Consider the following 25,985-nt stretch of genomic DNA (forward strand, 5'->3'; position numbering starts at 1 on the left):
TATCATAAGTGATTTGAGTGACCGCTTATATCAAAGTTTTCGTTGTTAACTGATAGTTGATTTTATCAACGAAAGTCTACGTTTACTCTATTGAGAATATAAGGTAATAGGTTTACAATAAACTTATGAGGTGATCCGATGAAAGAAATTAATATTGCTAAGATGATTACAACGAAGCGAAAAGAAAAGAAGATAACGCAAGATGAATTAGCAAAATATTTAGGTGTTTCTAAAGCGGCAATCTCTAAATGGGAAACCGGTCAGAGTTATCCCGATATTACATTTTTACCGATTTTAGCCTCATATTTTAATGTCAGTATTGATGAGTTAATAGGTTATGATCCTCAAATGATGAAGGAGGAGATTAAATCTTTGTATCAACGACTTTGTCATGATTTTACGACTCGACCATTTAATGACGTCATTGAGGAATGTCAGGATATCATTCGAAAGTATTATTCGTGTTTTCCTTTATTATTTCAAATGGGCGTTTTAATCATTAATCATAGTATGTTAGATGCTAATCAAACACAAAAATTAAATGAGCAAGCTAAATCGTTATTTGAACGGGTGAAGTTAAATAGTGAGGATGTTGATTTGGCGAAGCAGGCGCAAATGGTTGAGGCGTATTGTTGCTTGCTGTTAAATGAACCACAAGAAGCTTTAGTGTTATTAGAAGGAAGCCAAAAACCTCAACTATCAGGGGAAGTGTTACAGGCAACTGCCTATCAAATGCTTGGACAACTAGACGAGGCTAAAGCGGCTTTACAAATTTCTCTGTTTAAAAGTTTAATTTCGATTGTCGAAGCTTTTCCGATGTTATTGTCATTAGGTGGAGCGGATCAATTTGAAGAGACGGTTTCAAGATTTATGAAGTTAGAAGAGACTTTTGAATTGCGGAAGTTAAATCCTTATGTTGTTATACCCATTTTATTAGTGGTGGCACAAGGGTATGTCCAACTTGGAAAAGTGGAAAAGGCACTTGATTACTTAGATGATTATTCAAAGTTATGTACCTATGATTTTTATCCTCTTAAATTTAGAGGCACGCCATTTTTTGATATGATTGAAGATTGGTATGAAACATTTGATCTTGGAAATATCGTGCCACGTGATGAAGTGTTACTCAAAAAAAGCATGAAAGATGCGTTATTACAAAATCCAGTTTTCACGGTATTGCATGAAAATGAACGCTTTATCCATTTAGTAAATCGATTAGGAGAGTGAAGTAGATGTTAATTGTGACAACAGAAAATATCGTAGGAAAAGAAATTTTAGAAGTGAAGGGATTAGTACGTGGAAGCACGATTCGTTCAAAACATTTAGGGAATGATATTGCAGCGGCTTTTAAAAACTTAGCAGGTGGGGAATTAAATAGCTATAACGATATGCTGACAGAAGCGCGTCAAATTGCGATTGGGCGAATGGTTGAAGATGCTGAGGCAAAAGGAGCAAATGCGATTATTGGGATGCGATTAATGTCATCATCAGTGATGAGTGGAGCAGCAGAAATGGTCGCTTACGGAACAGCTGTGGTCATCAATGATTAAATTGATTATTGGGTGGTATGTCATTAATCTCATTTTCTTTATTATCTTTTTTAGTATTAAGGTTATCGAACGTAAAAAAGAGAAACGAGAAGAACAGAAGAAAGATTATCGAGAATATTAAAAAGCTGAGTTAAACCCTCAGCTTTTTAATATTGGGCGTATTCAAGGATTGATTTTATGTACTATATCAAAGGGTAGGGGACGAAACTGGTGGCGTTTAAATCGAAAGTGGATTGAGTTATTGGCCAGTATAATTGTTGGAATTAGTCTTTATTATTTAGCGATCATTGAATAAAGTCTTTTTATTTTCCCACAATAAAGTTACTAGAAAGGACGTGGCTTTATGAAGGATTTAAATGAGGGGAAAGTTCAGCAATGGCTAGGTTATATGATGATTGGGTGTTTTTGTTGGATTACTTATTTTAATTTTCAAGGCTTTTTTAGAGGAATTGTTGATATGTTTGCAGCATTGCCTTTTTGGTGGTTTTTAATCGTTCTTCCTTTATTTGCGATGTCGGTTGTTTGGTCGATTAGTTTAGGTGAACAGGAGATTAAAGCGTTAGAAGAACAGGTGCAACAGAATCAACAAATGATGGCACAACGAGAGCGGTGTTTACGTTTAATTCATTATGATGTGCAACAAATTCCACCCATTCAGTTTGAATATTATTGTGCTGATTTATTACGGTTACTCGGTTATCAGGAAGTAAAGGTCACGAAGTCCAAAAGAATTAGTGCCATTACATCTGAGGGGAATCGTGTGTATATTGTGTGTAAGCAAAAAAAATCAGATGATCTAATTGAACAACATATGCTTGAAAACTTTCATTCAGTGATGATTCGTGATGAAGTGAGTGAAGGGATATTTATAACCACTTCTTCTTTCTCACAACAGGCCATAGAATGGGTAAAAGAATGTAATATTACGTGTATTGATGGGAATACATTGAGTGAACTAATTTTATTTGCAACCCGTGAAAGCCGAGAACAGTTAAAGAAATATAGCTTAAGAGAGTAGTTTGTATCGATTTCGGTAAACCTTTGGTGTGACTCCTGTTACTTTTTTAAAAGTTTTCGTAAAGTAGCTTTGATCAGTAAAGTGAAGAAGACTGGAAATTTCAAGGATTGTATGGTTTGAAAGAATCAGAAGGCGTTTAGCTTCTTCTATTTTTTCCTGCATAATAAACTCACTGATCGTCATATTCATTTCCTTTTTAAATAATCGTGAAAGATAACTTGGACTGAAGTGTAAAGCCTCACAAATATCGTTTAATGAAATATTATTATAAAGATTTTTAGTAATATAAAAGATAGTATCTGAAACTGGACGAGAGGTTTCAGTCGTATTAATTTGGTTTATTCGCGAAGTTAAGTCAATTAAACAGGTCATTTTTAATTGATTGAGTTGATGAATATCCGTTGTTTTTTGTATTTTTTCTAAGTAATAAGTATTAATTTTATAAGCTAAGGCAGTAGGTAAACCTCCCGTCATCGCAGCACGAGAAGCAAGAATGAGTAAGGTGATTACCATCGTTTGCATGGTTTGAATTGGGTCTTCGTTAAGATGATTAATTGCTGCTTCGGTCGGTGTAAGTTTATCAATAATTTTTATTAACTCCGCTGTATTTCCATGCTTTACATAAGAAAGTAGTTCGCGTTCGTAATGTAGCGGGACGAAAGGTTCATGAATTTGGTCATCGATTCGAATATGAGTAAAGTCACTTTGAAGTTTATTTTCCATTTGCTCAATTAGCTGTTCATCATAAAAGTTTTCTTTAAGAACTTCTTCAAAAGTTAGCGGTTCATGATAAATTAAATTATGAATGAGCATCGCTTGATGAATCAATTGATTGAGTGATATCTTTTTATAGCTAATAGGCCCAACGATGAATGTTCCAATTAGTTCACTTTCCTTTATATAGCTTATAAACATGTAAATTTCATCTAATGAATAAAGTTTAATTTGTGGAGTCGTATATGTTTTAGTTAAATCAAGCTGATTAAGAACATAATCATCGATGATAAAATCTGAAAAAAGATTTTCTTGTTTACAATTTAGAATGGAAATTGGTAAATTAGAGGTTTGTTCAATGAGATTTTTAATGTAAGCGATTTGGTTTAATTCTGTGTCAAAATGAGTCATATTTAATCTCCTGATGTCAAAATAATTATAAAAAAGTCATTATAATACTAAAAATGTTTAAGGATACATGATAATATTATTCAGGCTCAAATGCAAGTCATTTGGCTTTTTTTATGACAATTAATCATACTGCTTATTTTTAATGAGCAGTATTGAGATAGGGAGGTTATATAGATGATGCAAGATAATGTCTTAGGAACTGAAAAGATTTCTAAGTTATTTATTAAATTCTCGATTCCAGCGATTTTATCATTAACGATTGCTGGGGTTCAAACAATGGTTGATGGAATTTTCTTAGGAAACTTTGTTGGAACGAATGCGATGGCTAGTGTTAATATTGCAGCGCCATTTATGCAGTTAATGATTGGGATGAACTTAATCATTGGAATTGGTGGAGCAAGTTATATTGGGCGTAGTTTAGGTGAAGGTCAAGTTAAGCGCGCGCAAGATATTTTTAAATCAGCTTGCTTATTCATGATTGGTTTATCAATTGTGATTTTAGTTTTAGGATTTACATTTAGTCATCAATTAGCATCATTTTTAGGTGCAAATGATGTGTTGCTTGCTGATTCATCAACGTATATTAAGATTTTAGCGTTATTTGCTCCATTTATCGGACTTTCGTTTATTCTAGGTGTATTTGTACGTTGTATTGGAAAGCCAAATGTTTATTTAATCAGTTCAGTTGCAAGTTTATTTGCAAATATTATTTTAAATTATGTGTTGATTAAGCAGTTAAAGTTAGGGATTGTTGGGGCACCGATTGCAACGGGATTATCGTTCACAACATCATTTTTAATTGCAGCTATTCCGTTTATTAAGAAGAGTGCTGTGTTAAACTTCTTTACAGGAAAATTTAACTGGAAGTTAACAGGTCAGTTATTATATAACGGATCATCGGAAGGCGTATCATCACTAGCAGCGGCTATTTCAACCTTTGTGTTCAATATGGCGTTTATGAGAATTGCTGGAGAAGTTGGAGTTTCGGCGTTTACAGCGATTGGTTACATTTCATTATTTGCGTCATTAATTGTGGTTGGAGTTTCAGCAGGAATTGGTCCAGTTATTTCTTATAACTATGGGGCGCAGTTACATGATCGTGTGAAGCAAATGATGAATATTTCTTGTAAGATGGCCATTATCATGGGATCCGCTTTAGTCGTGTTAATCTTCTTATTTGGGAAGTATTTAATTATGATGTTTGTTAGCGATAATCAGGCCGTATTAGATTTAGCGTTACACGGGTCGAAGATTTATGCCTTTACGTTCTTCTTTAATGGATTGAACATTTTATTCTCAGGGTACTTTACGTCAATTGGTGATGCGCTATCGTCTATTATTGTGGCTGTTTGTCGCGGTATGATTTTCATTTTATTAGGAATTAGCATCTTACCACAATTCATAGGAATTAGTGGGGTATGGATGACGGTTCCAGTTGCAGAAGTCTTAACATTATTAGTCGTTATCTTCTTATTTAAAAAAGGAAATCTAAAAAAAGCTCCTGAGTTAGTAGAAGCTTAGTAATCAAAAACCTCGTAGATTTTAGTCTACGAGGTTTTTTGTTGTTCATTTCGATATTGTGAAGGACTCATCCCTTTATGTTTGCGAAAAATCTTTGAAAAGGCAAAGGGATTATTATAGCCCACTCCTTTAGCAATATTAGTAATAGATAAGTTTTTTCTTTTAAATTTATGTAGTCAAAATGACAAGTTTAATTGTATGTCTTTTTTAAAAGTGAGAAAGGAGTTAAATTTTCGATAAAGTTTAAGCTCATGTTATTAATATTCAGATGATTAAGATTAGTTTTTATTGCTTATTGTGGTTAAGATTTTAATTATTGAAGTAAAATGGGATTTCTTGTCTTTATATGAGATGTTCTCTCAAGCTCCTACTATCACTAAAAATTTACTAAAAAATGATTGAATAAAGAAGAGGGCTATATTATAATCAATTTAGAAAACGTTATCTAAAAGAGGGAGTAACGTTGAGAGGAGAAAAAGTATGGGATTTTTAATTGATGAAAAACGATTAGTTTTTGGTGTAGAAACTGCTAAAACAACATATGCATTCGCAGTAGATAACTTAGGTTTATTACGCCATTTATACTGGGGGCCAAAGTTAAATGGTTTAGAAGATTTTGAAGTGCCTGAATTATCAGAATTATCAAGTAATGATCCAATTCTTGATTTAACAGATGAGGAGTATCCAGTTTTCGGTGGAATGCGTTATAAAGAAAACTGTTTAAAAGTAATTTTTGCTGATGGAACTCGTGATATTGAATATAAGTATGTAGGCTACACACAAACTGAAGAGGAGTTAATCATCCATTTAAAGGATGTGTACTATGACTTTGAATTCAATTTACATTATAAAACGTATGAGGAACAAGATTTAATTGAGCGTACTGTGTCTGTTAAAAATAATACACAAGCCGTTGTAGAGATTGAAAAAATTCATAGTGCTCAAATTCATATTCCTTATCAAGATTTAACACTAACATCTTCTCATGGACGTTGGTTAGCGGAGTTTCAAGAGTTTAAGCAACCATTAGGACAAGGGAAAATTATTTTAGAAAACCGTCGTGGTATTTCAACGCATAATCATAATCCGTTCTTCATTTTAGATCGTCACGCGACTGAAACTGAAGGTGAAGTGTACTTTGGGATTTTAAAATTAAGTGGGAATTTCTCAACTATTATTGAGCCACGTCCTTATGGGGGAACCTTAGTTCAAATGGGAATTAATCCTCATGATTGCTTAGTGACGTTACAACCAGGTGAAGAGTTTGTTGCGCCAGCGATGTTGTTTGGTTATACAAATGAAGGGTTTGAGGCGATGAGTCATCACATGCATGATTATGCTAAACAAAATGTGCTTCGTGAAGGTGTTCGTCCGGTTCTTTATAACTCATGGGAAGCAACTGAGTTTGACGTGCATTGTGATGAGCAAATTGCCTTAGCTAAAAAGGCGAAAGAAATGGGTGTTGAGTTATTTGTTATCGATGATGGTTGGTTTGGTGAGCGCCATAGTGATGCAGATGGTTTAGGTGACTGGTATGTGAACGAAGATAAATTCCCAGAAGGATTAAATCCGTTAATTCATGCGGTTAAGGACATGGGAATGATGTTTGGTATTTGGATTGAGCCAGAGATGGTGAACCCGCCAGCACAATTATTAAAAGATCATCCAGATTGGATTTATCATTTCAAAAATCGTGTGAACGATACATCACGTAATCAGATGGTTTTAAATGTGACATTACCAGAAGTACAAGAGTTCATTTTCAATATGATTGATGACTTATTATCTAAATATGAGATTGATTATATTAAATGGGATGCGAACCGTCCGATTTCACAAACAGGAGTGTCACGTGATATGTGGCTTCGTCATATTGAGGCTGTATATGACATTGCACGTCGTGTCAAAGCAAAATATCCTCATTTATTATTAGAAGCCTGTGCCTCAGGTGGTGGCCGTGTCGACTATGGAATGTTAGAGTCATCATTTGATGATTTTTGGACAAGTGATAACACAGATGCCTATGATCGCTTAACAATTCAAAATACATATTCATACGTTTATCCAATTAAAGCGATGCGTGCATGGGTAACAGACGCTAATAATCGTTCAACAATCCCATTAACATTCAAATTCCATAGTGCCATGATGGGGACGTTAGGAATGGGATGTAATATTTTAAAGTTCACTGATGAAGACATGAAGTTATCAGCAGAGTTAATTGAAGAATATAAACAAATTCGTGAAGTCGTGCAAAACGGGGACTTCTATCGTTTACAACATACGTCTAGCAACAACTATTATTGCTATGAGTATGCGAATGAAACAGAAGCTGCATTATTCGTATTCTTACCACAAACACAAATCTCTCGTACTGGAGTGCGCGTGAAATTACGTGGATTAGATGCTAATGCACAATATACCTTTACATTAGCTGGAACTGAAATGAAAAAATCAGGATCATATTTAATGAACCATGGAATTGATGTGAAATTAAGCGGGGACTACGCAAGTACGATTATTAAATTTAAAAAAGCATAATAAAACTCAAAAGAGTGTTGTTTGATGCAACACTCTTTTTTCATTAAATGAGACGGAGATGTTAATAGAATCTCGGAATAATCTGCTTAAGCAAAAGATCATTCGAATACTAGACTAAATACAATTTGAACGATTATTTTAGTATAATACTTTTTATTTATATCACTATAAAAGGATAAAATAAGATAAAACATGGCGTAGATTGTTTTTGAATATGACCTGTTAACGTTTTAAAAATACCTCACGTAAATTAAAGTAAAATTAATCTATTTTTATTAGTAAAAAAAATACTTTTTTAGTACAATAGCTATTGTAAAACGATTTCAAATATAGTATATTATTAGCATGAGAGGTTTGAAAATGATTGCAACCCAAGAGAGGGACGGGTTGTAAAAGTTAAAAAAGGAGAGGTTAAAATGCAACTAACTGCAAAGGCAAAGTACTCTTATGGAATAGGGGCACTAGGTAAAGACTTAGTTTACGGTATTGTTGGTACTTACTTAATGATTTATTTTACTGATACGATTGGTTTAGCGCCTGCATTCGTCGGGACACTTTTCTTAATCGCACGTATTTGGGATACGGTCAATGACCCGATGATGGGGATGGTCGTTGATAATACGAGAACAAAATGGGGGAAATTTAGACCATGGATTTTAATAGGTACGATTATTAATGCTATCGTATTATTCTTCTTATTCAAAAAACCAGATTTAGATGGATTACCATTATATGCATATTTCTCAGTGATGTATATTTTATGGGGAATGACTTACACAATTATGGATATTCCTTATTGGTCAATGATTCCATCTTTAACACAAGATAAAGCTGAACGTGAAAAAGTGGCGGTAATTCCTCGTATTTTCGCTAGTATTGGTGGATTAACAATCGGGACATTCGGTTTAACTTTCGTTGCTAAATTAGGGCAAGGGAATGATGTAAAAGGATATGAATCATTAGCATTTATTATCGCTGTTATCTTCATCGTTTCTTCTTTAATAACATGTATTAATGTCAAAGAGCCTTCAACAAAAACAGCAGATAAAACAACAAAAAAAGCTGAGCGTGTGACATTAAAACAAACATTTAAAATTATTGGTCAAAATGATCAATTAAAAGTGTTCATCGGTGTTGTTTTATGTATGAACTTAATGTTACAGCTTTTAGGTGGGATGGCGCTTTACTACTTCAAGTATGCAACAGGTAATGAAGGAATGTTTAAAATTTACAACGGATTTGCCGGGTTTGCAGAAATTGGTGGATTATTATTATTCCCAATCTTAGCTCAAAAAATTGGACGTCAAAAGTTATTCAAAGTAGGATGTTTCGCTCCTGTGATTGGATTAATTGGATTATTAGTTTCTGGAATTTGGGCTCCCGATAATGCATTATTAGTTATCTTATCTGCATTATTAGTACGTGGTGGAGGCGGATTCGTCTTAGCTTCTACAACAGTTATGTTAGCTGATGTTGTTGACTATGGTGAATATAAACTTGGAACACGTAATGAAAGTATTATTTTCTCTTGTCAAACATTATTAGTAAAATCAGCATCTGCTTTCAGTGGATGGGCAATTGGTGTTGGATTACAAATGATGGGATATGTAGCGAACCAAGAGCAATCTGCTGGAACTATTATGGGAATGCGCAGTTTAATGACGATTGCACCAATTATCTTTATTGTTTTATGCTTCGCTATTTATAAAAAATACTATAAATTAAATGGTGACTTCCATGAAGAAGTTCTTAATGAATTAGAAGCTCGTAATAACTTAAAAGAATTAGAAGCTCGTCATCATTCAGGTGTTGAATTAAAGGGAGCTGCAGTGCAAGCATAGTAAATGAAATCAGCGGATTCTTATCCGCTGATTTTTTTGATTCAAGTTGTATTTCCTTATTGTATATAAGCCCCGATAAGTTTTTCATATGACAAAAAACTTTTATCTGGACTATAGGGAGCTTTCGTCTTAAATCGGTTAAGCAACTAAGAATAATTCAAAATTATAAAATACATTTCGGGCTCTATATAGATTGAGGATAGCAGCGGTGAAATTATAAAAATTACCACTGCGTATATAGTTGTTAAAGAAAAATGTGAAAATGATGGAATCGGCTCAGTTTTATTAGCAGGAAGGCTACTTCTCTCTTTGATGGGGCAACATATTGTTCCTTGGCTTTAGTTAAAAGTATTTGAGCTTTGGAATTGATAGGGAGTGTCGAAGTAATCAATGAATTCCAAATTAATAAAGTAAAATTTTATGCAAGATTCCTAGAAATTATGTATGGATTCACAACTGTTTTTCCGACATTTGAAGGAGAATTTGAGGTGAAGTGTGTCAAAAAGTTGTGATATCGATGTTGTAAACGGTTAACTATTGCGTCATTTGAATGGTTTTACAAGAAGTTAGATTTTCAAACAAGAGTGTAAATGCTAAAATGTTGTTATATGTTAAATCTTGTTTAACAGGGGGGATATACGATGAGAGTATACGAATTTGCTAGAAATTATGGGATGACGAGCAAGGAGCTTGTAGCCATTTGTCATGAAATCGGAATTGAAGTTAAAGCTCAGTCTAAATTAGATGAAACACAGTTAGCAACATTAAGCCGTCATATTTGTCGTGGAAAAGATACGAATGAAACTATTGAAACAACACCTAAAGTAGTGAAGAAGTCAAGGGAGGCTAAGACTATTGCTTATGTCGTGACTGAATGTGAACCATTTACTTCGTTAGGAGAATTGGGAAAAACAGCTGCCGCTTTTGCAACTCAAACAATTAAAGACGGTCGCTCATTAATCATTGCTTTACCTAAGTATAAAGAAATTACGGAAGTTTACGGAACGACTATGGAATGGTTAATGGACTTACCAATTAAAGTAGGATCGACAGAAGCTCGAGCTTCTCTTTTTAAATTAGTTCAAGATTCAGTGACTTATTTATTTATCGGAAATGATAGATATTTTACGCGTGAAGAGATTTATGGCTATGAAGATGATGCTGAGCGCTTCGCCTTTTTCAATCGTGCAGTGCTTGAAGCTCTTCCATATCTAGGAACAAAAATTTCAGAAATTTATGTGAATGATTGGCATACAAGTATGATTCCACTAATTTTAAATGTCGATTATAAATATCATTCATTCTATCAAAAGGTAAAAACGACGTTAAACATTCATAACTTAGAATATCAAGGATGGTATAGCGTCGATATTTTACCAAATGTACTTGGAATTAGTCGACAATACTATGACAACGGATTAACGCGCATGGGAGATTCAGTGAACTTACTAAAGAGTGGAATTGAAACAGCAACTCGTATTCAATTAAATGAAATAAGTACAGAGCAACTAAAACTACCTCAAATGCATGAGAGTGGAATTGCCTCTGTCATTGAAGGGAAATTAAATAATAAAGCATCTTAATGTTGCATCATTAGACTGGGGGAGATGAATGAATCGTCATTCATGAAGCTCAGTCTTTTTGTTTTGAAAGTCACTATATTCATACAGAAATATTCTCTATATTTACTATAGCAAACTAGAGGTTTGACATTTATGCTATTCAAGGCATACTATAGTCCAGGGGTCACCTAGCGATTTCTGCAAGAGATATATTCCTCAATTGCTAGGGTTGGGGTCACCTATGCTACGGAGTGAGCTTGCGAACTCGTAGCTTTCCTCCACTGATAGGGCTATAAAAGTTTTTAACGTTTAAAAACTTATTTCGATTTATATATCTTTAGAACATCGTGCTTAAAGATAGGATTTTTTCCATAATAGTAGTATAGTAATAAATGAAAGTTATTTTATAAGCAAAAAGGTGATACTTATGAAAATAGGACGTAATGATAAATGTTGGTGTGGAAGTGGAAAGAAATTTAAACAATGCCACTTGCCGATTGAAGAGAAAATTGCTAAACATTATCATCAAGGTGATGAAGTTCCAACACGTGAGCTTTTAAAAACAAAAGAGCAAATTGAAGGAATTCGTCATGCGGGTAAAATCAATACGATGGTACTCGATAAAATTGCAGAAGTTATTAAAGAAGGTATGAGTACGGAAGAATTAAATAAAATTGCTCACGAGTATACGATCGAATTAGGTGGAACGCCAGCCCCATTAAATTATCATGGATTCCCAAAAAGTATTTGTACTTCAATTAATGAAGTTGTTTGTCACGGAATTCCAAGTGACGATGAAGTCTTAAAATCAGGAGATATCGTAAATGTTGATGTGACAACGATTGTTAACGGATATTATGCGGATGCGTCACGTATGTTTATGATTGGTGAAGTTGATGAAGAAAAACAAAAATTAGTCCGTGTTGCTAAAGAGTGTTTAGATCTTGGACTTGCTGAAGCAAAACCTTGGGGATACATTGGTGATATTGGAGCGGCTATTTCTGAGCATGCTGCTAAAAATGGGTATACAGTTGTGCAAAACATTGGAGGACATGGGGTTGGTGTTGAATTCCATGAAGAGCCATACGTTAGTCATGTTGGAGTCCGTGGAACAGATTGCTTAATTGTCCCTGGGATGACATTTACGATTGAACCGATGATTAATATGGGAGTTGCTGAAATTGAAGAACATGAATCAGATGGATGGACAATCTATACAGCTGATCGTAAGCCATCGGCTCAGTGGGAGTATACGATCTTAATTACAGAAGATGGAGCTGAAATTTTAGCTTATTAATAAAAATTGAAACACCTCAAAGCAGAAGAACCTGTGATGAGGTGTTTTTTTGATGCCAAAGATACTGATAAGAAGTATTAATTTTTGTTGGTAAAAAAACACAAAAATATTAGAAATCGTTTACACTAAGTTGAATATATGATAATATCTATTTGTAAAAATGATAAAATTTTACTAAAAAAGGGGAAGTCAGAATGAAAACATCGCAAGATATTCAAGCACTATTAACGAATCCTGAAATTTTTGAAATTAATCGTTTAAAAGCTCATAGTGACCATCGTTATTATCAAACGTTAGAAGAAGCGATGAATAAATCAGAGATGTCATGGCGTCAATGTTTAAATGGAGAATGGTTATTTAAGTATAGTGAAAATGTTGCGACACGCCCAGAGGGGTTTGAGGCGTTAGAAGCAGATTGTTCAGATTTTGAAAAAATTTTAGTACCGGGGCATATTCAATTACAAGGATATGATAAACCACACTACGTCAATACACAGTATGCATGGGATGGACATGAAGAATTAAAGCCACCTTATATCCCAGTTAAATATAATCCAACAGCCTCATATGTAACTTATTTTGAAGTACCAGCTGAGTGGAATGGACAAAAAGTTTGTATCTCATTCCAAGGAGTGGAGACAGCATTCAACGTTTGGTGTAACGGGGAATACGTTGGATATAGTGAAGATAGTTTCACACCAAGTGAATTTGATTTAACAGAGTATATTAACCGTGAAGGTCAAAATAAATTAGCCGTACAAGTTTATAAATGGTCAACTGGAAGTTGGTTAGAAGATCAAGATTTCTGGCGTTTATCAGGAATCTTCCGTGACGTTTATTTGTTTACTACTCCAACAACTCATATTGAAGATTTATTTGTAAAAACTCATTTAAAAAATAATTATCAAGACGCAACTGTTGAAGTGGAGTTTAATGTAACGGGAGAAGAATCAACCATCGTCGCTAATTTAGTCGATGCACAAGGGCGTAGAGTATCTGCTGGAACGTGTGATGTCATCGATGGAACGGCCACTTTATCGTTAGAAGTTGAACATGCGAATTTATGGAGTGCCGAACATCCTTATTTATATGAGTTACAATTAGAACTAAAAGTGAATGGAGAAGTCGTAGAGGCTGTTTGCCAACGTGTCGGAATTCGTGAGTTTAAAATGATTGATAAAGTGATGTGTATCAATGGAAAGCGCATTGTTTTCCGTGGGGTCAATCGTCATGAATTTAGTGCAACATATGGGCGTTCTGTTACAAAGGAAGAGATGGAGTGGGATGTTAAATTCTTAAAAGAGCATAACTTCAACTCAGTTCGTACGTCACATTATCCAAATGCATCGTATTTCTATGAATTATGTGATGAATATGGATTATACATGATTGATGAAACAAATTTAGAAACACACGGAACATGGCAACGTATGGGGGCAGTTGAAGAGAAGGATGTCACTATTCCAAATGGCCGTCCAGAGTTTTTAGAAATCATTTTAGACCGTGCCAAGTCAATGCTTGAGCGAGATAAAAATCATCCAAGTATCGTGATTTGGTCATGTGGGAATGAAAGTTATGGTGGAGAGAACTTATACAAAATGTCACAGTACTTTAGAGACCGAGATAACACACGTTTAGTCCACTATGAAGGAGTGTTCTGGGATCGTCGTTTTAATGATACATCAGATATGGAAAGCCGTATGTATGCAAAAGTGCCAGAAATCCGTGAATTCTTAGATAATAATCCAGAAAAACCATTCATTTTATGTGAGTATACACATGCTATGGGGAACTCAAATGGTGGAATGGATCGTTATATTGAATTAGAAGATGAATATGAAATGTATCAAGGTGGTTTCATTTGGGATTACATCGATCAAGCCTTATGGTCGAAAGATCGTTATGGCAACCCATACTTAGCATTCGGTGGAGATTTTGGTGATCAACCAACGGATTATAACTTCTGTGTGAATGGAATCATTTATGCAAATCGTGAGGTTTCACCAAAAATCCAAGCGATTAAGGGAGCTTATCAACCATTTGCAATTGAAGTAAAAGATACAGGAGCAGACATCTATAATAAACATTGCTTCACTGATTTAAGTGAGTATGTCATTAAGTGGCAAGTTGAAGAAGGTGACCAAGTGATTGCTAGTGGAGAAACAGTTGAAAAATTAGCTCCATTAAGCAAAGCATTTATTGATTTAGGAATTAATCTAACTTCATCTTCACTTGAACAAGTGGTTACTGTATCAGTTTGTTTAAAAGAAGCGACAGCTTATGCTGAGGCTGGACATGAAATCGCATTTGGACAACGTGTGATTGAAGCGGTGAAAGAAGAAGTAAAACGTGAAGTTAAAGAGTTTAACATCGCTGAGGGGGATGTTAATGTTGGAATTAATGGAGATGGGTTTGAAGTTATCTTTGCAAAAAACTTAGGCCGTATCGTTTCATTAAAATACGATGGAGTTGAATATATTCATCAACCAAACTTATCGTTAATGCCAAGTTTCTGGCGTGCATCAACGGATAACGATCGCGGAAATCAAGCACCAGTTCGTATGGCACAATGGAAATTAGCAAGCTTATATGCCTTTCATGAAAACATGGAAATTAACCGTCGTGTTGATGGATTAGAAGTTATCTTTACTTACAATTTAAATACAATGCCTGTTTCACACGTAGTTGTTAAATACTTCATTAACTCTTATGGACAAATTCATGTCACAATGAGTTACAATGGGGTTGAAGGATTACCCAACATGTTCAAGTTTGGGATGGATTTAGCAATCCCAGCTGATTTTGATACGTTAACTTGGCGTGGATTTGGACCAGATGAAACATATGCAGACCGTGAATTTGGAGCACGCCTTGGAACATTCACTAATAAAGTGGTTGATAATGTAGCGGGATATGTTATTCCACAAGCATGTGGGAATCATACAGGAGTACGCTTTGCTACTGTAACAAATGAAGAAGGAAAAGGATTACGCATCAGTGGAGAAACACCATTAAGCTTCAGTGCGCTTCCGTATTCAGCCCATGAATTAGAAGCTGCTTACCATCACTATGAATTACCACCAGTACACAAAACAGTATTATCTATCAACTTAAAAGAAATGGGAGTTGGAGGCGATGATTCTTGGGGGGCTCGTCCAGAAGAATGCTTCGAAATTCCAGCAAACCAAAACTATGAATTTAGCTTTGTCATTGAAGCGGCAAAATAATTTTAAATATCACATACTTAAAACATACAAAAAATGTGCGATCTCATTTTTAGATTGCACATTTTTTCTTTATACAGTTATTCACACACTCAATTGATTTGTACATGAAAATATGATTGAGGATTGTTATCTATCAAGAATTGGGATGGTCGCAGAAGTTTGAGATACGTTTTCTTTGAACGAGTCATTATAATAAGGAATATGCTTTTATTAGAAGATAACATTTATGTTTCAGACAGGAGTGTGATTTTGATGAGAATGTATCAAATTAAATTTCATTCGATTGAAGACGTTAAAGCATTTGTTAATATTGCGAACCACTATGGCTATGAAATTCAATTGCAACGAGATGCATATCAAGTAGATGCTAAATCGATTTTAGGGGTATTAAGTTTAGGTATTGGAGTACCTATGACCGTGCTTGCATATACATTAAATGCTTCAGCATTAAAGCGAGAATTAACATCTTACTTAATTTAAGATGTTACTATTAACAGACATTTTTAGACAAATGGAACGTTGATTAAAAGGGACATGTGTAAAACATGTCTTTTTTATTTTAGTAAGATGGGATTTTGTAAGATTATTTGGAATGAAAAGATAAAACAGTTTATATTATTATTTTTTTTTCGTAAATATTAAGCACAATATTATTAAAATATGCTAAAATGTAATCGTTACCATTATGAGTGAGAGAAATGATCACCGAAGGTAAAATGATAGGATAGATAGGAATTGATTGACAAATGTTTTCTGATAAGTGTAAACAATCAATGCCGTTGTCTATCATGAGAAAAAGTTAAAGATTAGTAGTAAAATGAACTATTCAGTGAAGATTATTTAAATTGTGAGGGGGAAGTATTGAATGAAAAAAGTAATGTCAATCTTATTAGCAACTGGATTATCTGTAGCGGGATTAGTAGGGTGCAGTAATGATGCACCAAAAGATGAAAATAAGGTACAGTCAACAGATGATGGAAAAACAGTCGTTAAATTATGGTTAGATTATGATGAATATGCAGAGGCTTTAGAAGAGGCAGTTGAAGCCAAATACCCACAGTATGATATTCAGTGGGAGCATGTGGAGTCGACAGATACTCGTACAAAATTAGAGTTAGATGGTCCAGCGGGGGTAGGGCCAGATATCTTCATTCAGCCACACGATGGAATGGCTCAATCAATTCAATCACAAATCTTATTACCCTTAGGTGAGAAGTTAACAAATCAAGTTCAAGAGCGTTTCATTGAAAGTTCTGTTCAAACTGTTGAGTTTGACGGAACATATTACGGGGTTCCAATTTCAACTGAATCAGTTGCGTTCTTCTATAATAAAACACTATTAGATGAATATGGATTTGAGGTTGCAGAAACTTGGGATGAGATTAAAGCCCAAGGGGATGAATTTAATAATGCAGCAGAAAATAAATTCATCATCCGTATGGAAACAGGAAACTCATATACGATGCATTTCTTCTTAACTGCATTTGGATATGAATTATTTGGATCAGATCATAATGACTCAGAAAAAGTTAACTTTAATACTCAAGAAGTAATTGATGGATTAACTTACTATCAATCAATGCGACAATATTTAGATGTCCCTTATGCTGATTTAACCGTTGATACAGTTGAAGTTGAATTTGCTAAAGGAACCGTTCCTTATATTATTGTTGGACCATGGGCGATTTCTGAAATTCAAAAAAATGCTGATTTTGAATGGGGGGTTACAACAATTCCAACAATTAATGGTAATCAGCCTGTTACATTCTCAGGAAACATTATTGCGTGTATGAGTGCTTATACAACAAATGCTGAAGCAGCTCGTGAAGTTTTAGAATATATGGTTTCTGATGAAGGGTTAGAAATTCTTTATAAAGTCCGTGGATCTATCCCAGCTTTAAAAGATCCAAGTGTTATTGATGGTCTTTCAGACGATCAGTATGTAATGGGAATCTTAGAACAAGCTCAGTTCTCTGAAGCAATGCCAAGTATTCCTGAAATGGCAAGTTTCTGGACACCAGCTGAAACATTATATCGTTCAGTTTGGGAAGGGTTAGCTACTCCAGAAGAGGCAGCTGCTAAAGCAGTAGAAGATTATAATGCAGCATTAGAATTAACAAAATAATGAATAAGAGGGCAACCGTCCTCTTTTTTCATGACTAAAAAACTGAGACTCTTACCATCGAGTCTCAGTTTTTCTCTATTTTAAAATTTTTATCCAATGATAGGGATCTTCAACTCGCCCCCATTGAATGCCAGTTAATGTATCATATAATTTTTTAGTTAATTTTCCAGTTTTGAAATTATTGATTATTACTGTTTCATCTTTGTAATGAATCTCTCCGATAGGTGAAATAACGGCTGCTGTCCCCGTTCCAAAAGCTTCTTTTAAAGCGCCAGTTCGTCCCGCTTCCATGAGTTCATCAATACTTAAATGGCGTTCTTCAACAGTTACTCCCCAATCTTTTAAAAGAGTAATGATTGAATCACGAGTGACACCAGGTAAAATAGAACCTTCTAGTGGGGTCGTTACAACGGTGTCATTAATTAAAAACATCACATTCATTGTTCCAACTTCTTCAACGTATTTTCGGTGAACACCATCTAACCAAAGCACTTGGGTATAACCATTTTTTTCAGCTTTGACTTGAGCTGCGATACTTGCTGCATAGTTACCTCCACATTTAGCAAAACCAGTTCCTCCTTTGACAGCTCGTACATATTCATCTTCAACCCAAATTTTTACTGGGTTAACCCCTTCAGGATAGTAGTCACCGACAGGTGAAAGGATAACGACAAATTTATATTTTTTTGAAGGATGTAATCCAACTCCTGACTCTGTTGCAAAGCAGAATGGGCGAATATAAAGTGATGTTCCTGGTTCTTTTGGCACCCAGTCTTGTTCGTATTTGACGAGTTCTTCAACTCCCTTTAAAAATAAATCAACTGGAACAGGAGGCATACAAAGACGCTCATTTGATTTAATTAAGCGTTGTGCATTAATTTCTGGACGGAATAGGGCAATGCTCCCATCAGTATGTCGATAAGCCTTTAACCCTTCGAATGTTTCTTGGGCATAGTGTAAGACCATGCAAGCAGGATCCATTTCAATCGGTCCGTACGGTATGATTCGTCCATCGTGCCAACCGATTCCTTCCGTATAATCAATGACTAACATATGGTCAGAAAAATGACGACCAAATCCTAATTTTGTCTCAACTGGTTTTTCTTTTAATTGTTTTGCGCGTTCGATTTTAAATTCCATGCACATTTCTCCCTTCTATTAGTTAGGGTGTTATACCTTTTTTAGAGGAGGATGACAAGATTAAAATTCATTTAGTCTGCAATATTTTCAACACCCTTGTACATAAAATAGATTTCATGATCATGGAATTTATTTTTATGATAGAAATCAGCGACAATCAGATTATTTGTCATTAAAGTTAACCCAGCCAATTTTTGTTCTTTTGAATATTTAGTCATATATTTGAGTAACTTTGAACCGTATCCCCGTTGTTGTGAGTCTGGATCAATAAAGAATTCATCAATAAAGAGCTCATCTTTATACCACCATGTTCGTTCATGGCAAAGTGCAGCCCCAATTAGTTCTTCCTCATCATTTAAAAGAAGAAATCCAACAAAGCGTGGAATCTGACTTAATTCTGCAATATATTTTTTTGATTTTATTTCTGACCAATGACATCCCCATTGCTCATTGTTATAAACCTTTTGTAAAAGTTCTGCGCATTCCTCTAAATACTCGGCCTCATAATAAGCAATTCGCATTTATAGTCCCTCCCTTCTTCTGTCTATTGCTAACATATGAGATAAAGAGATGAATTATTAACTATATAGAAGTAGAAATGTACTTTACAATTCTATATCAGTCTTAGTTGGTTATTCCCTTTGATACGTAGGCATTCTGTAGTCCAGAGGCTCCTGGCATTTTCGAAGAAAATGTTTCTTCAACTGGTAGGGCTTGGGTCACCTAGCGATTTCTGAAAGAAATCTAATCCTCAACTGCTAGGGCTTGGGTCACCTAGCGATTTCTGAAAGAAATCTAATCCTCAACTGCTAGGGCTTTAGTTTTTAAGATGTAAAAAACTTATCTGGACTTATATATTTCCTAGATGAAACAGTCAACATGTAAGATTAAGTGGACTTTGATGAATGGAGTAAAAAGTGCATAGTAAAAGGGCTGTCTCATGTTGAGACAGCCCTTTTGGGTTATTTTGTGAAGGTGAATGTTGTGCTTTGTGAGTAAGCTTCACCTGGTTTTAAGAGTTGTGATTCAAAATCAAATGGAACTAAGTGTGTTTCAAAACAAGCGCCTAAATGGGGTTCTCCGCGACGGCCGTTTTCAAAGACTAAATCTTCAGTTAAGAAGTTACCAGCGTAAAATTGCATAGAAGGCGATGTTGTTGAAATTTTTAACGTACGATTTGATGTTAAATCTTTAAATGTTACGACTTCTTTCGTATCCGATAAAATGTATAGGTGATCGTATCCCGATGCTTTTTCGAATACTGGTAATACTTCTTTTGTTTCCGGATTGATGATAGTCGGTGTATTGAAATCGAATAGTGTATTAGAAACAGGGATTAACTTTTTAGTAAATGATAAGTTATCATCAATTTCAGCGATATAATCTGCTTTAATTTGAAGTTCGTGATTATAAATGTTCGTGCTTAGATTACCAGATAGGTTAAAGTAAGCATGCTGCGTTAAGTTTACAATGGTGTCTTGATCCGTTGTTGCCTGGTAAGACACAATGAAATTGTTCTGTTCTAATGTATAGCGAACTTTGACATTTAAGTTTCCGGGGAAGCCTTCTGTTTGATGTGGAAGAACCGTTGTTAACTCGTATCCTGAATCAACTTCAGTAACTTCAAAATCAGCATAAGTTAAGCACTGTGCCCCACCGTGTAAGTTATTTGGTCCATTGTTTAAATCTAATTGATAAGTTTGCCCATTAATCGTAAATTGCCCATTTTTAATTCGATTTGAAGTGCGTCCAATAATGGCATTTAAGTAGCATCCATTATTAAAGTAGCTTTCGATATGATCGTAGTTTAAGACTAAGTTTTGTTCATATTGGTCCTCAGCCATTGCAATTTTAGTGAGCACTCCACCGATGTTTAAAAATCGAACTTCTAATGCTTCATTTTTCATGCTGTATTCAATGACATTAACACCATTGAATATCCCTTTTTCTAATTTTTTGTAAGTAACCATTTAAAATTTCCCCCTCATCTGATGGTTATAAACTACTTGCTCGCTTAATTAATCGTGTTGGAATGGTAACCTTTTTAGCAATTTCACGATCGTTATTAATACGTTCTACAAGTAAATCTAGTGCAGTTTCACCCATGTGTTTTGTATTCATATCAATTGTTGTTAATGATGGAATGGTATATTGTGATAATGAGATATTATCGTAACTAATGATTGAAACAACATCAGGCACTTTAATATTGTTTTCGTTTAATGCTTTTAAGCAGCCAATAGCCATGGCATCTGAAGCGACGATATAAGCATCTAATAATTTTCCTTGTTTAATAATCTCCGACATAATTTCATATCCTGAATCTGCCGTGAAAGCCCCCAAATAAACATTGTTCTGATTGAATGATTTAAGCTTAGACATTTGATTAATGTAAGTTGTTAAACGAATATCTAATAATTCTTGTCCATCTAATGTTTTTTCAATTCCACAGATGAAACCAATTTTTTTCAGTTCTAAATCAAGTAAATAAGAAATGATATCTTTCGTGGCCTCTTTTAAATCGGCCATTACGACATCAATGTTGTAATGTTTAGAGTAACAATCCACTAAAACAAGGTGTTGGTTTAGTGTGTGAAGCGTTTGAATTTCCTCTTCACTGTACTTTCCTAATGCGATTAATCCATCTAAATTCATCGCTGAGATATCATCAAATGATTTCATAGGTAAGTAGATTTTTTGTAAGTTGATATTATGTAATTGGCAATGATTTTCGATAGCTAAACGAATGGACATGTAGTAAGGGTCAGTAATTTCCTCAGCCACTGAGTACCAATAAACAAGTCCAATTGTTAAGGTTATATTTTTTTGCTTGATTTATTACGTTTGCTTAATGGAACGTAATTTAATTCCTCAGCTGTTGCCATAATTTTTAATCTTGTTTCATCCGATACGTTGAAATTTTTATCTTGGTTTAATACACGTGAAACTGTTGTAATTGAAAAACCAGTTAAATCGGCAATATCTTTAATTTTAGCCATTTGTGATAGCCTCCCTTCGTAAAAAAATGAATGCGTTCATCATTGTTTCGTTTATTATTTTATCATTAAGTTTCATAAAATAAAACAGCATCAACTCAACAAATTCTGAAAAATGTAAGGGTTTTAAGAAAGTTCTATTGATTTTTTTACTAAAAAAGTATAGAATTTTAGTATAGCGATCAGATGAGAGTCAATCAGAGAATGAATAAACATAGAGAGGAAGATTAAAGAATGAATATTGAAAATTTAAAATCAGCATTTGAAAAGGTATTTGGGGAAAATGAAAATACAAAATTATTTTTCTCACCGGGACGTGTTAACTTAATTGGGGAACATATTGATTATAACGGGGGATGTGTTTTCCCATCTGCGATTACTTACGGAACATATGCCGTTGTTGCACCTCGTGAAGATCAAAAAGTACGCTTATACTCAGGGAACTTTGAGGACCGAGGAATCATCGAGTTCGATTTAACTGATTTATCACATGCAGATGATGAGCACTGGAGTGTTTATGTCAAAGGTGTGATGGTGCAATTTAAAGAAGTAGGATTTGAAATTCCAACTGGATTTGATGCATATGTTTACGGAACCATTCCAAACGGTTCAGGACTATCATCATCAGCTTCGCTCGAATTACTAGTTTCTCAAATTTTAAAAGAATTACATGGATATGACATTTCAATGATCGATATGGTGAAATTATCTCAAAAAGCTGAGAACGTTTATGTTGGGGTGAACTGTGGAATCATGGATCAGTTTGCTATCGGAATGGGGAAAAAAGATTACGCGATTAAGTTAAATACCAATGATTTAAGCTATGAGTATGCGAAAGCAAACCTAGGAGATAATTCCATTTTAATTATGAATACTAATAAAAAACGTGAATTAGCAGATTCAAAATACAATGAACGTCGTCAAGAATGTGACGCCGCATTAGAGTTATTAAAAACAGTAGTAGATATTAACTTCTTATGTGATTTAACAGTTGCTGAATTTGATCGTGTATCAAATGTGATAAATAAAGATGTTTTATATCGCCGTGCTAAACATGCTGTTACTGAAAATGAACGTGTAAAATTAGCGATTGAAGTATTAGCAAGTGGAGATTTACATCGATTTGGAAAATTATTAAATGAATCACATAAATCATTACGTGATGATTATGAGGTTACAGGTAAAGAGTTAGATACAATTGTTGAATTAGCGTGGGCGCAAGAGGGTGTATTAGGAGCACGTATGACGGGTGCTGGATTTGGTGGATGTGCCATTGCGTTAGTTCGAAATGATGCAGTAGAAGCGGTTAAAGAAGCAATCGCTAAAGGATATAAAGAAGCAATCGGTTATGATGCTGAGTTATATGTAGCAACGATTGGAGACGGAACAAAAACATTAGCTTAGTTGACATAAGGGGAGAGTAGAGCATGAATATCAATTATGAAATTAATCGTTTAATCAGTTTTGGATTACAGCATCACATGATTGAAGAGGCAGATTTATTATACGCTGCCAATAAAATCATTGATATTTTAAGAGTTCCATCGTTTGAATATGAAGCGGTGGAATTACCATCAATGGAAAACCCAAGTGAAATTTTAGGGGCTATCTTAGATTATGCAGCATCAAATGGAGTGCTTGAGTGTGACAGCGTGGATCATCGTGATTTATTAGATACTAAAATCATGGATTGTTTAATGCCACGTCCATCTGAAGTGATTAAAACATTTAACAATCTTCATGCTCAAAATCCAGAAGAAGCAACAAAGTATTATTATGATTTAAGCAAAGCTTCAAACTATATTCGCGTCAGCCGTGTAGCTAAAAACTTAAGCTGGAAAACAACAACCCTATACGGGGATTTAGATATTACGATTAACTTGTCAAAGCCTGAAAAAGATCCAAAAGCCATCGCTTTGGCAAAAAGCTTACCAAGTTCAAACTATCCAAAATGTTTATTGTGTAAAGAAAACGTTGGTTATGCTGGAACATTAAATCATCCAGCTCGCCAAAACCATCGTATTATTCCATTAGAATTAACGAATGAAGAATGGTTCTTACAATACTCACCATATGTTTACTACAATGAACATTGCATCGTTTTAAAAGGTGCTCATGAACCAATGAAAATTTCTCGTTTAACATTTGAGCGTTTATTACAATTTGTTGATCAATTTAAACACTACTTCCTAGGTTCAAATGCGGATTTACCGATTGTTGGAGGATCGATTTTAACACATGATCACTTCCAAGGGGGAGCTTATCAGTTCGCAATGGAAACAGCACCGATTTTAAAAACATTAAATGTTTTAAACTTTAAAGATGTTGAAGTTGGATTTGTTAATTGGCCATTAAGTGTCTTACGTTTAAAAGGTGAAAATCGTGAGCGCCTTGTTGAACTAGGAGAAATCATTCTAAACACATGGCGTCAGTACAGTGATGAGGCATTAGGTATTTTTGCCCACACAGATGGGGTGCCTCATAATACGATTACACCAATCGCACGTTTTAAAAACGGAAAATACGAGTTAGATTTAGTGTTACGAAATAACCGTACATCAGACGAGCATCCAGATGGAATTTATCATCCACATGCTCACTTACATCATTTAAAGAAAGAGAACATTGGTTTAATTGAGGTCATGGGATTAGCCGTCTTACCAGGTCGTCTTAAAGATGAGTTAGAAGTAGTGAAACAAGCGCTAGTTGCTCGTGATGCGAATATGTTAGAGGAAGCAGGACTTGAAAAACATCTTCCTTGGTTAAATGAAATGCTAACACGCTACGAATCAGTAGCAGCGGATGAAGCTATGTCGATTGTTGAAACTGAAGTTGGGAAAAAATTTGTTGAAATTTTAGAGTGTTGTGGTGTATATAAATTAACAGATGAAGGATTAGAAGGTATTCAACGTTTCATTAATACGATCAATCGTTCATTATAAGGAGGAAGAGAAATGAAAGTTTTAGTAACAGGTGGAGCAGGGTATATTGGATCTCATGCCGTATATGCGTTAATTGAACAAGGACATGAAGTTGTTGTCGTTGATAATTTAGTCACAGGACATCGTCAAGATGTTCATAAAGATGCAACGTTCTATCATGGAAGTATTGCAGATTATCGCTTTATGACAGAGGTATTACGCAAAGAGAAGGTAGATGGAGTCATTCATTTTGCGGCTTATTCATTAGTTGGGGAAAGTATGACAAATCCTTATAAATATTACGATAATAATATGAGTGGAACTAATGTTTTATTAAAAGCCATGGTTGATTGTGGCGTTAATAACATCGTCTTTTCATCAACAGCGGCAACATATGGAGAGGCACAAAATATCCCAATTTTAGAAACGGATCCAACGAATCCAACAAACGTTTATGGAGAAACAAAATTAGCGATGGAGCGTATGATTAACTGGTATCATAAAGCTCACGGGACAAACTATGTGTCATTACGTTACTTCAATGTAGCGGGAGCTCATCCGTCAGGATTAATTGGTGAGAAACATGATCCAGAAACTCATTTAATTCCAATCATTTTACAAGTTGCCTCAGGACGACGCGAAGCAATTAATGTCTTCGGAGATGATTATGACACAGCAGATGGAACTTGTATTCGTGACTACATCCACGTTTGTGATTTAGCAGAGGCACATATTTTAGCGATGCAATATTTAGTCAACGGTGGAGATAGTACCATTTGTAACTTAGGAAATGGAGAAGGATTCAGTGTTCTTGAAATGATTGAAGCGGCACGTGAAGTAACGAATCATCCAATTCCGGCAATTATCTCACCACGTCGTGCAGGTGACCCAGCTAAATTAATCGCATCTAGTGCAAAAGCACAAGAAATTTTAGGATGGACACCAAAACATCCAGCCGTTAAAGATATGATTGCCAGTGCTTGGGCAGTCGAAAAACAAAAAATGAATCAATAGAAAAGTCATTCGATAGCATCCATTATTGGGTGCTATTTTTATTTAGGTAAAATTTTAGTTTCATCAAGCGGTTATGAATAATGTCATTAAAAAATAGAATCAGCAGT

22 protein-coding genes are annotated in these 25,985 nt (G+C 34.7%); 15 read left to right on the forward strand and 7 right to left on the reverse strand.

Going from position 1 to position 25,985, the window contains the following annotated elements:
* Positions 1–138 precede the first annotated feature (138 nt).
* The 4 genes from AT726_RS08975 to AT726_RS08985 all read left to right on the forward strand — a co-directional run bounded on the left by AT726_RS08975 (position 139) and on the right by AT726_RS08985 (position 2,568).
* Positions 139–1,227 (forward strand): helix-turn-helix domain-containing protein, encoded by a 1,089-nt coding sequence (locus tag AT726_RS08975; RefSeq protein ID WP_055304943.1) that lies wholly within the window; start codon positions 139–141, stop codon positions 1,225–1,227.
* Positions 1,228–1,232: 5 nt separating this feature from the next.
* Positions 1,233–1,550, forward strand: coding sequence for a heavy metal-binding domain-containing protein (locus tag AT726_RS08980; RefSeq protein WP_068759422.1), 318 nt, complete (start codon positions 1,233–1,235; stop codon positions 1,548–1,550).
* Positions 1,543–1,671: a hypothetical protein gene (locus tag AT726_RS13435; RefSeq protein ID WP_256637881.1), complete on the forward strand. Its 129-nt coding sequence runs from the start codon at positions 1,543–1,545 to the stop codon at positions 1,669–1,671. The genes AT726_RS08980 and AT726_RS13435 overlap by 8 nt, the downstream gene beginning before the upstream one ends.
* A 222-nt stretch (positions 1,672–1,893) precedes the next feature.
* Positions 1,894–2,568, forward strand: a complete 675-nt coding sequence (locus AT726_RS08985) for a restriction endonuclease (RefSeq protein WP_068759423.1) — start codon at positions 1,894–1,896, stop codon at positions 2,566–2,568.
* Here the strand turns inward: AT726_RS08985 and AT726_RS08990 are convergent.
* A complete protein-coding gene (locus tag AT726_RS08990; protein ID WP_068759424.1) occupies positions 2,557–3,693 on the reverse strand; it encodes an AraC family transcriptional regulator in 1,137 nt (378 codons plus the stop codon). The genes AT726_RS08985 and AT726_RS08990 overlap by 12 nt on opposite strands.
* A gap of 174 nt (positions 3,694–3,867) precedes the next feature.
* On the opposite strand from AT726_RS08990, the gene AT726_RS08995 reads away from it, so the two are divergent.
* Entirely contained in the window at positions 3,868–5,214 is a 1,347-nt protein-coding gene (locus tag AT726_RS08995; RefSeq protein ID WP_068759425.1) for an MATE family efflux transporter, read from the forward strand.
* A 26-nt stretch (positions 5,215–5,240) separates the two neighbouring features.
* Here the strand turns inward: AT726_RS08995 and AT726_RS12600 are convergent, their stop codons facing one another.
* On the reverse strand, positions 5,241–5,339 hold the full coding sequence (locus AT726_RS12600; protein WP_158508545.1) for a helix-turn-helix domain-containing protein: 99 nt from the start codon (positions 5,337–5,339) through the stop codon (positions 5,241–5,243).
* Positions 5,340–5,694: 355 nt separating this feature from the next.
* Here AT726_RS12600 and AT726_RS09000 point away from each other — a divergent pair, with 355 nt between their 5' ends.
* From AT726_RS09000 to AT726_RS09030, 7 genes are all read left to right on the forward strand, one after another.
* Positions 5,695–7,755, forward strand: coding sequence for an alpha-galactosidase (locus AT726_RS09000; protein ID WP_068759426.1), 2,061 nt, complete (start codon positions 5,695–5,697; stop codon positions 7,753–7,755).
* 416 nt (positions 7,756–8,171) lie between these two features.
* Positions 8,172–9,596 (forward strand): melibiose:sodium transporter MelB, encoded by a 1,425-nt coding sequence (gene melB / locus AT726_RS09005; RefSeq protein ID WP_068759427.1) that lies wholly within the window; start codon positions 8,172–8,174, stop codon positions 9,594–9,596.
* Positions 9,597–10,237: 641 nt separating this feature from the next.
* Complete coding sequence (locus AT726_RS09010; RefSeq protein ID WP_055244976.1) at positions 10,238–11,179, forward strand: translation initiation factor IF-2 N-terminal domain-containing protein; 942 nt, start codon at positions 10,238–10,240, stop codon at positions 11,177–11,179.
* A 406-nt stretch (positions 11,180–11,585) separates the two neighbouring features.
* Positions 11,586–12,455, forward strand: a complete 870-nt coding sequence (locus tag AT726_RS09015; RefSeq protein WP_055244978.1) for a methionyl aminopeptidase — start codon at positions 11,586–11,588, stop codon at positions 12,453–12,455.
* A 194-nt stretch (positions 12,456–12,649) separates the two neighbouring features.
* Positions 12,650–15,682, forward strand: a complete 3,033-nt coding sequence (locus tag AT726_RS09020; protein WP_068759428.1) for a glycoside hydrolase family 2 TIM barrel-domain containing protein — start codon at positions 12,650–12,652, stop codon at positions 15,680–15,682.
* Positions 15,683–15,934: 252 nt separating this feature from the next.
* Entirely contained in the window at positions 15,935–16,162 is a 228-nt protein-coding gene (locus AT726_RS09025; RefSeq protein WP_068759429.1) for an HPr family phosphocarrier protein, read from the forward strand.
* Between the two features lie 385 nt (positions 16,163–16,547).
* On the forward strand, positions 16,548–17,807 hold the full coding sequence (locus tag AT726_RS09030; protein ID WP_068759430.1) for a sugar ABC transporter substrate-binding protein: 1,260 nt from the start codon (positions 16,548–16,550) through the stop codon (positions 17,805–17,807).
* A 75-nt stretch (positions 17,808–17,882) separates the two neighbouring features.
* On the opposite strand, the gene AT726_RS09035 is transcribed toward AT726_RS09030, so the two are convergent.
* The 5 genes from AT726_RS09035 to AT726_RS13230 form a co-directional block, all read right to left on the reverse strand.
* Positions 17,883–18,947: a branched-chain amino acid aminotransferase gene (locus tag AT726_RS09035; RefSeq protein WP_068759431.1), complete on the reverse strand. Its 1,065-nt coding sequence runs from the start codon at positions 18,945–18,947 to the stop codon at positions 17,883–17,885.
* 71 nt (positions 18,948–19,018) lie between these two features.
* A complete protein-coding gene (locus tag AT726_RS09040; RefSeq protein ID WP_055304922.1) occupies positions 19,019–19,468 on the reverse strand; it encodes a GNAT family N-acetyltransferase in 450 nt (149 codons plus the stop codon).
* Positions 19,469–19,909: 441 nt separating this feature from the next.
* The gene (locus tag AT726_RS09045; RefSeq protein WP_068759432.1) at positions 19,910–20,917 is read right to left on the reverse strand and encodes an aldose epimerase family protein; all 1,008 of its coding nucleotides are present in this window, start codon (positions 20,915–20,917) and stop codon (positions 19,910–19,912) included.
* A 25-nt stretch (positions 20,918–20,942) separates the two neighbouring features.
* Positions 20,943–21,731 carry a substrate-binding domain-containing protein gene (locus AT726_RS09050; protein WP_237297060.1) on the reverse strand — a complete coding sequence of 263 codons (789 nt, stop codon included), beginning with the start codon at positions 21,729–21,731 and terminating at the stop codon, positions 20,943–20,945.
* Positions 21,732–21,763: 32 nt separating this feature from the next.
* Positions 21,764–21,946, reverse strand: a complete 183-nt coding sequence (locus AT726_RS13230) for a LacI family DNA-binding transcriptional regulator (protein WP_237297061.1) — start codon at positions 21,944–21,946, stop codon at positions 21,764–21,766.
* Positions 21,947–22,177: 231 nt separating this feature from the next.
* Between AT726_RS13230 and AT726_RS09055 the strand changes: the two genes are divergently transcribed.
* From AT726_RS09055 to galE, 3 genes are read left to right on the forward strand one after another with little or no spacing between them, the layout of a single operon-like run.
* Positions 22,178–23,347 carry a galactokinase gene (locus AT726_RS09055; protein ID WP_055304921.1) on the forward strand — a complete coding sequence of 390 codons (1,170 nt, stop codon included), beginning with the start codon at positions 22,178–22,180 and terminating at the stop codon, positions 23,345–23,347.
* A 23-nt stretch (positions 23,348–23,370) separates the two neighbouring features.
* A complete protein-coding gene (gene galT / locus AT726_RS09060) occupies positions 23,371–24,885 on the forward strand; it encodes a UDP-glucose--hexose-1-phosphate uridylyltransferase (RefSeq protein ID WP_068759433.1) in 1,515 nt (504 codons plus the stop codon).
* A 12-nt stretch (positions 24,886–24,897) separates the two neighbouring features.
* Positions 24,898–25,878, forward strand: a complete 981-nt coding sequence (galE, locus tag AT726_RS09065) for a UDP-glucose 4-epimerase GalE (RefSeq protein ID WP_068759434.1) — start codon at positions 24,898–24,900, stop codon at positions 25,876–25,878.
* The last annotated feature ends 107 nt before the right edge of the window (positions 25,879–25,985 follow it).

It is taken from the genome of Turicibacter sp. H121, from assembly GCF_001543345.1.
GTDB lineage: Bacteria > Bacillota_I > Bacilli_A > MOL361 > Turicibacteraceae > Turicibacter > Turicibacter bilis.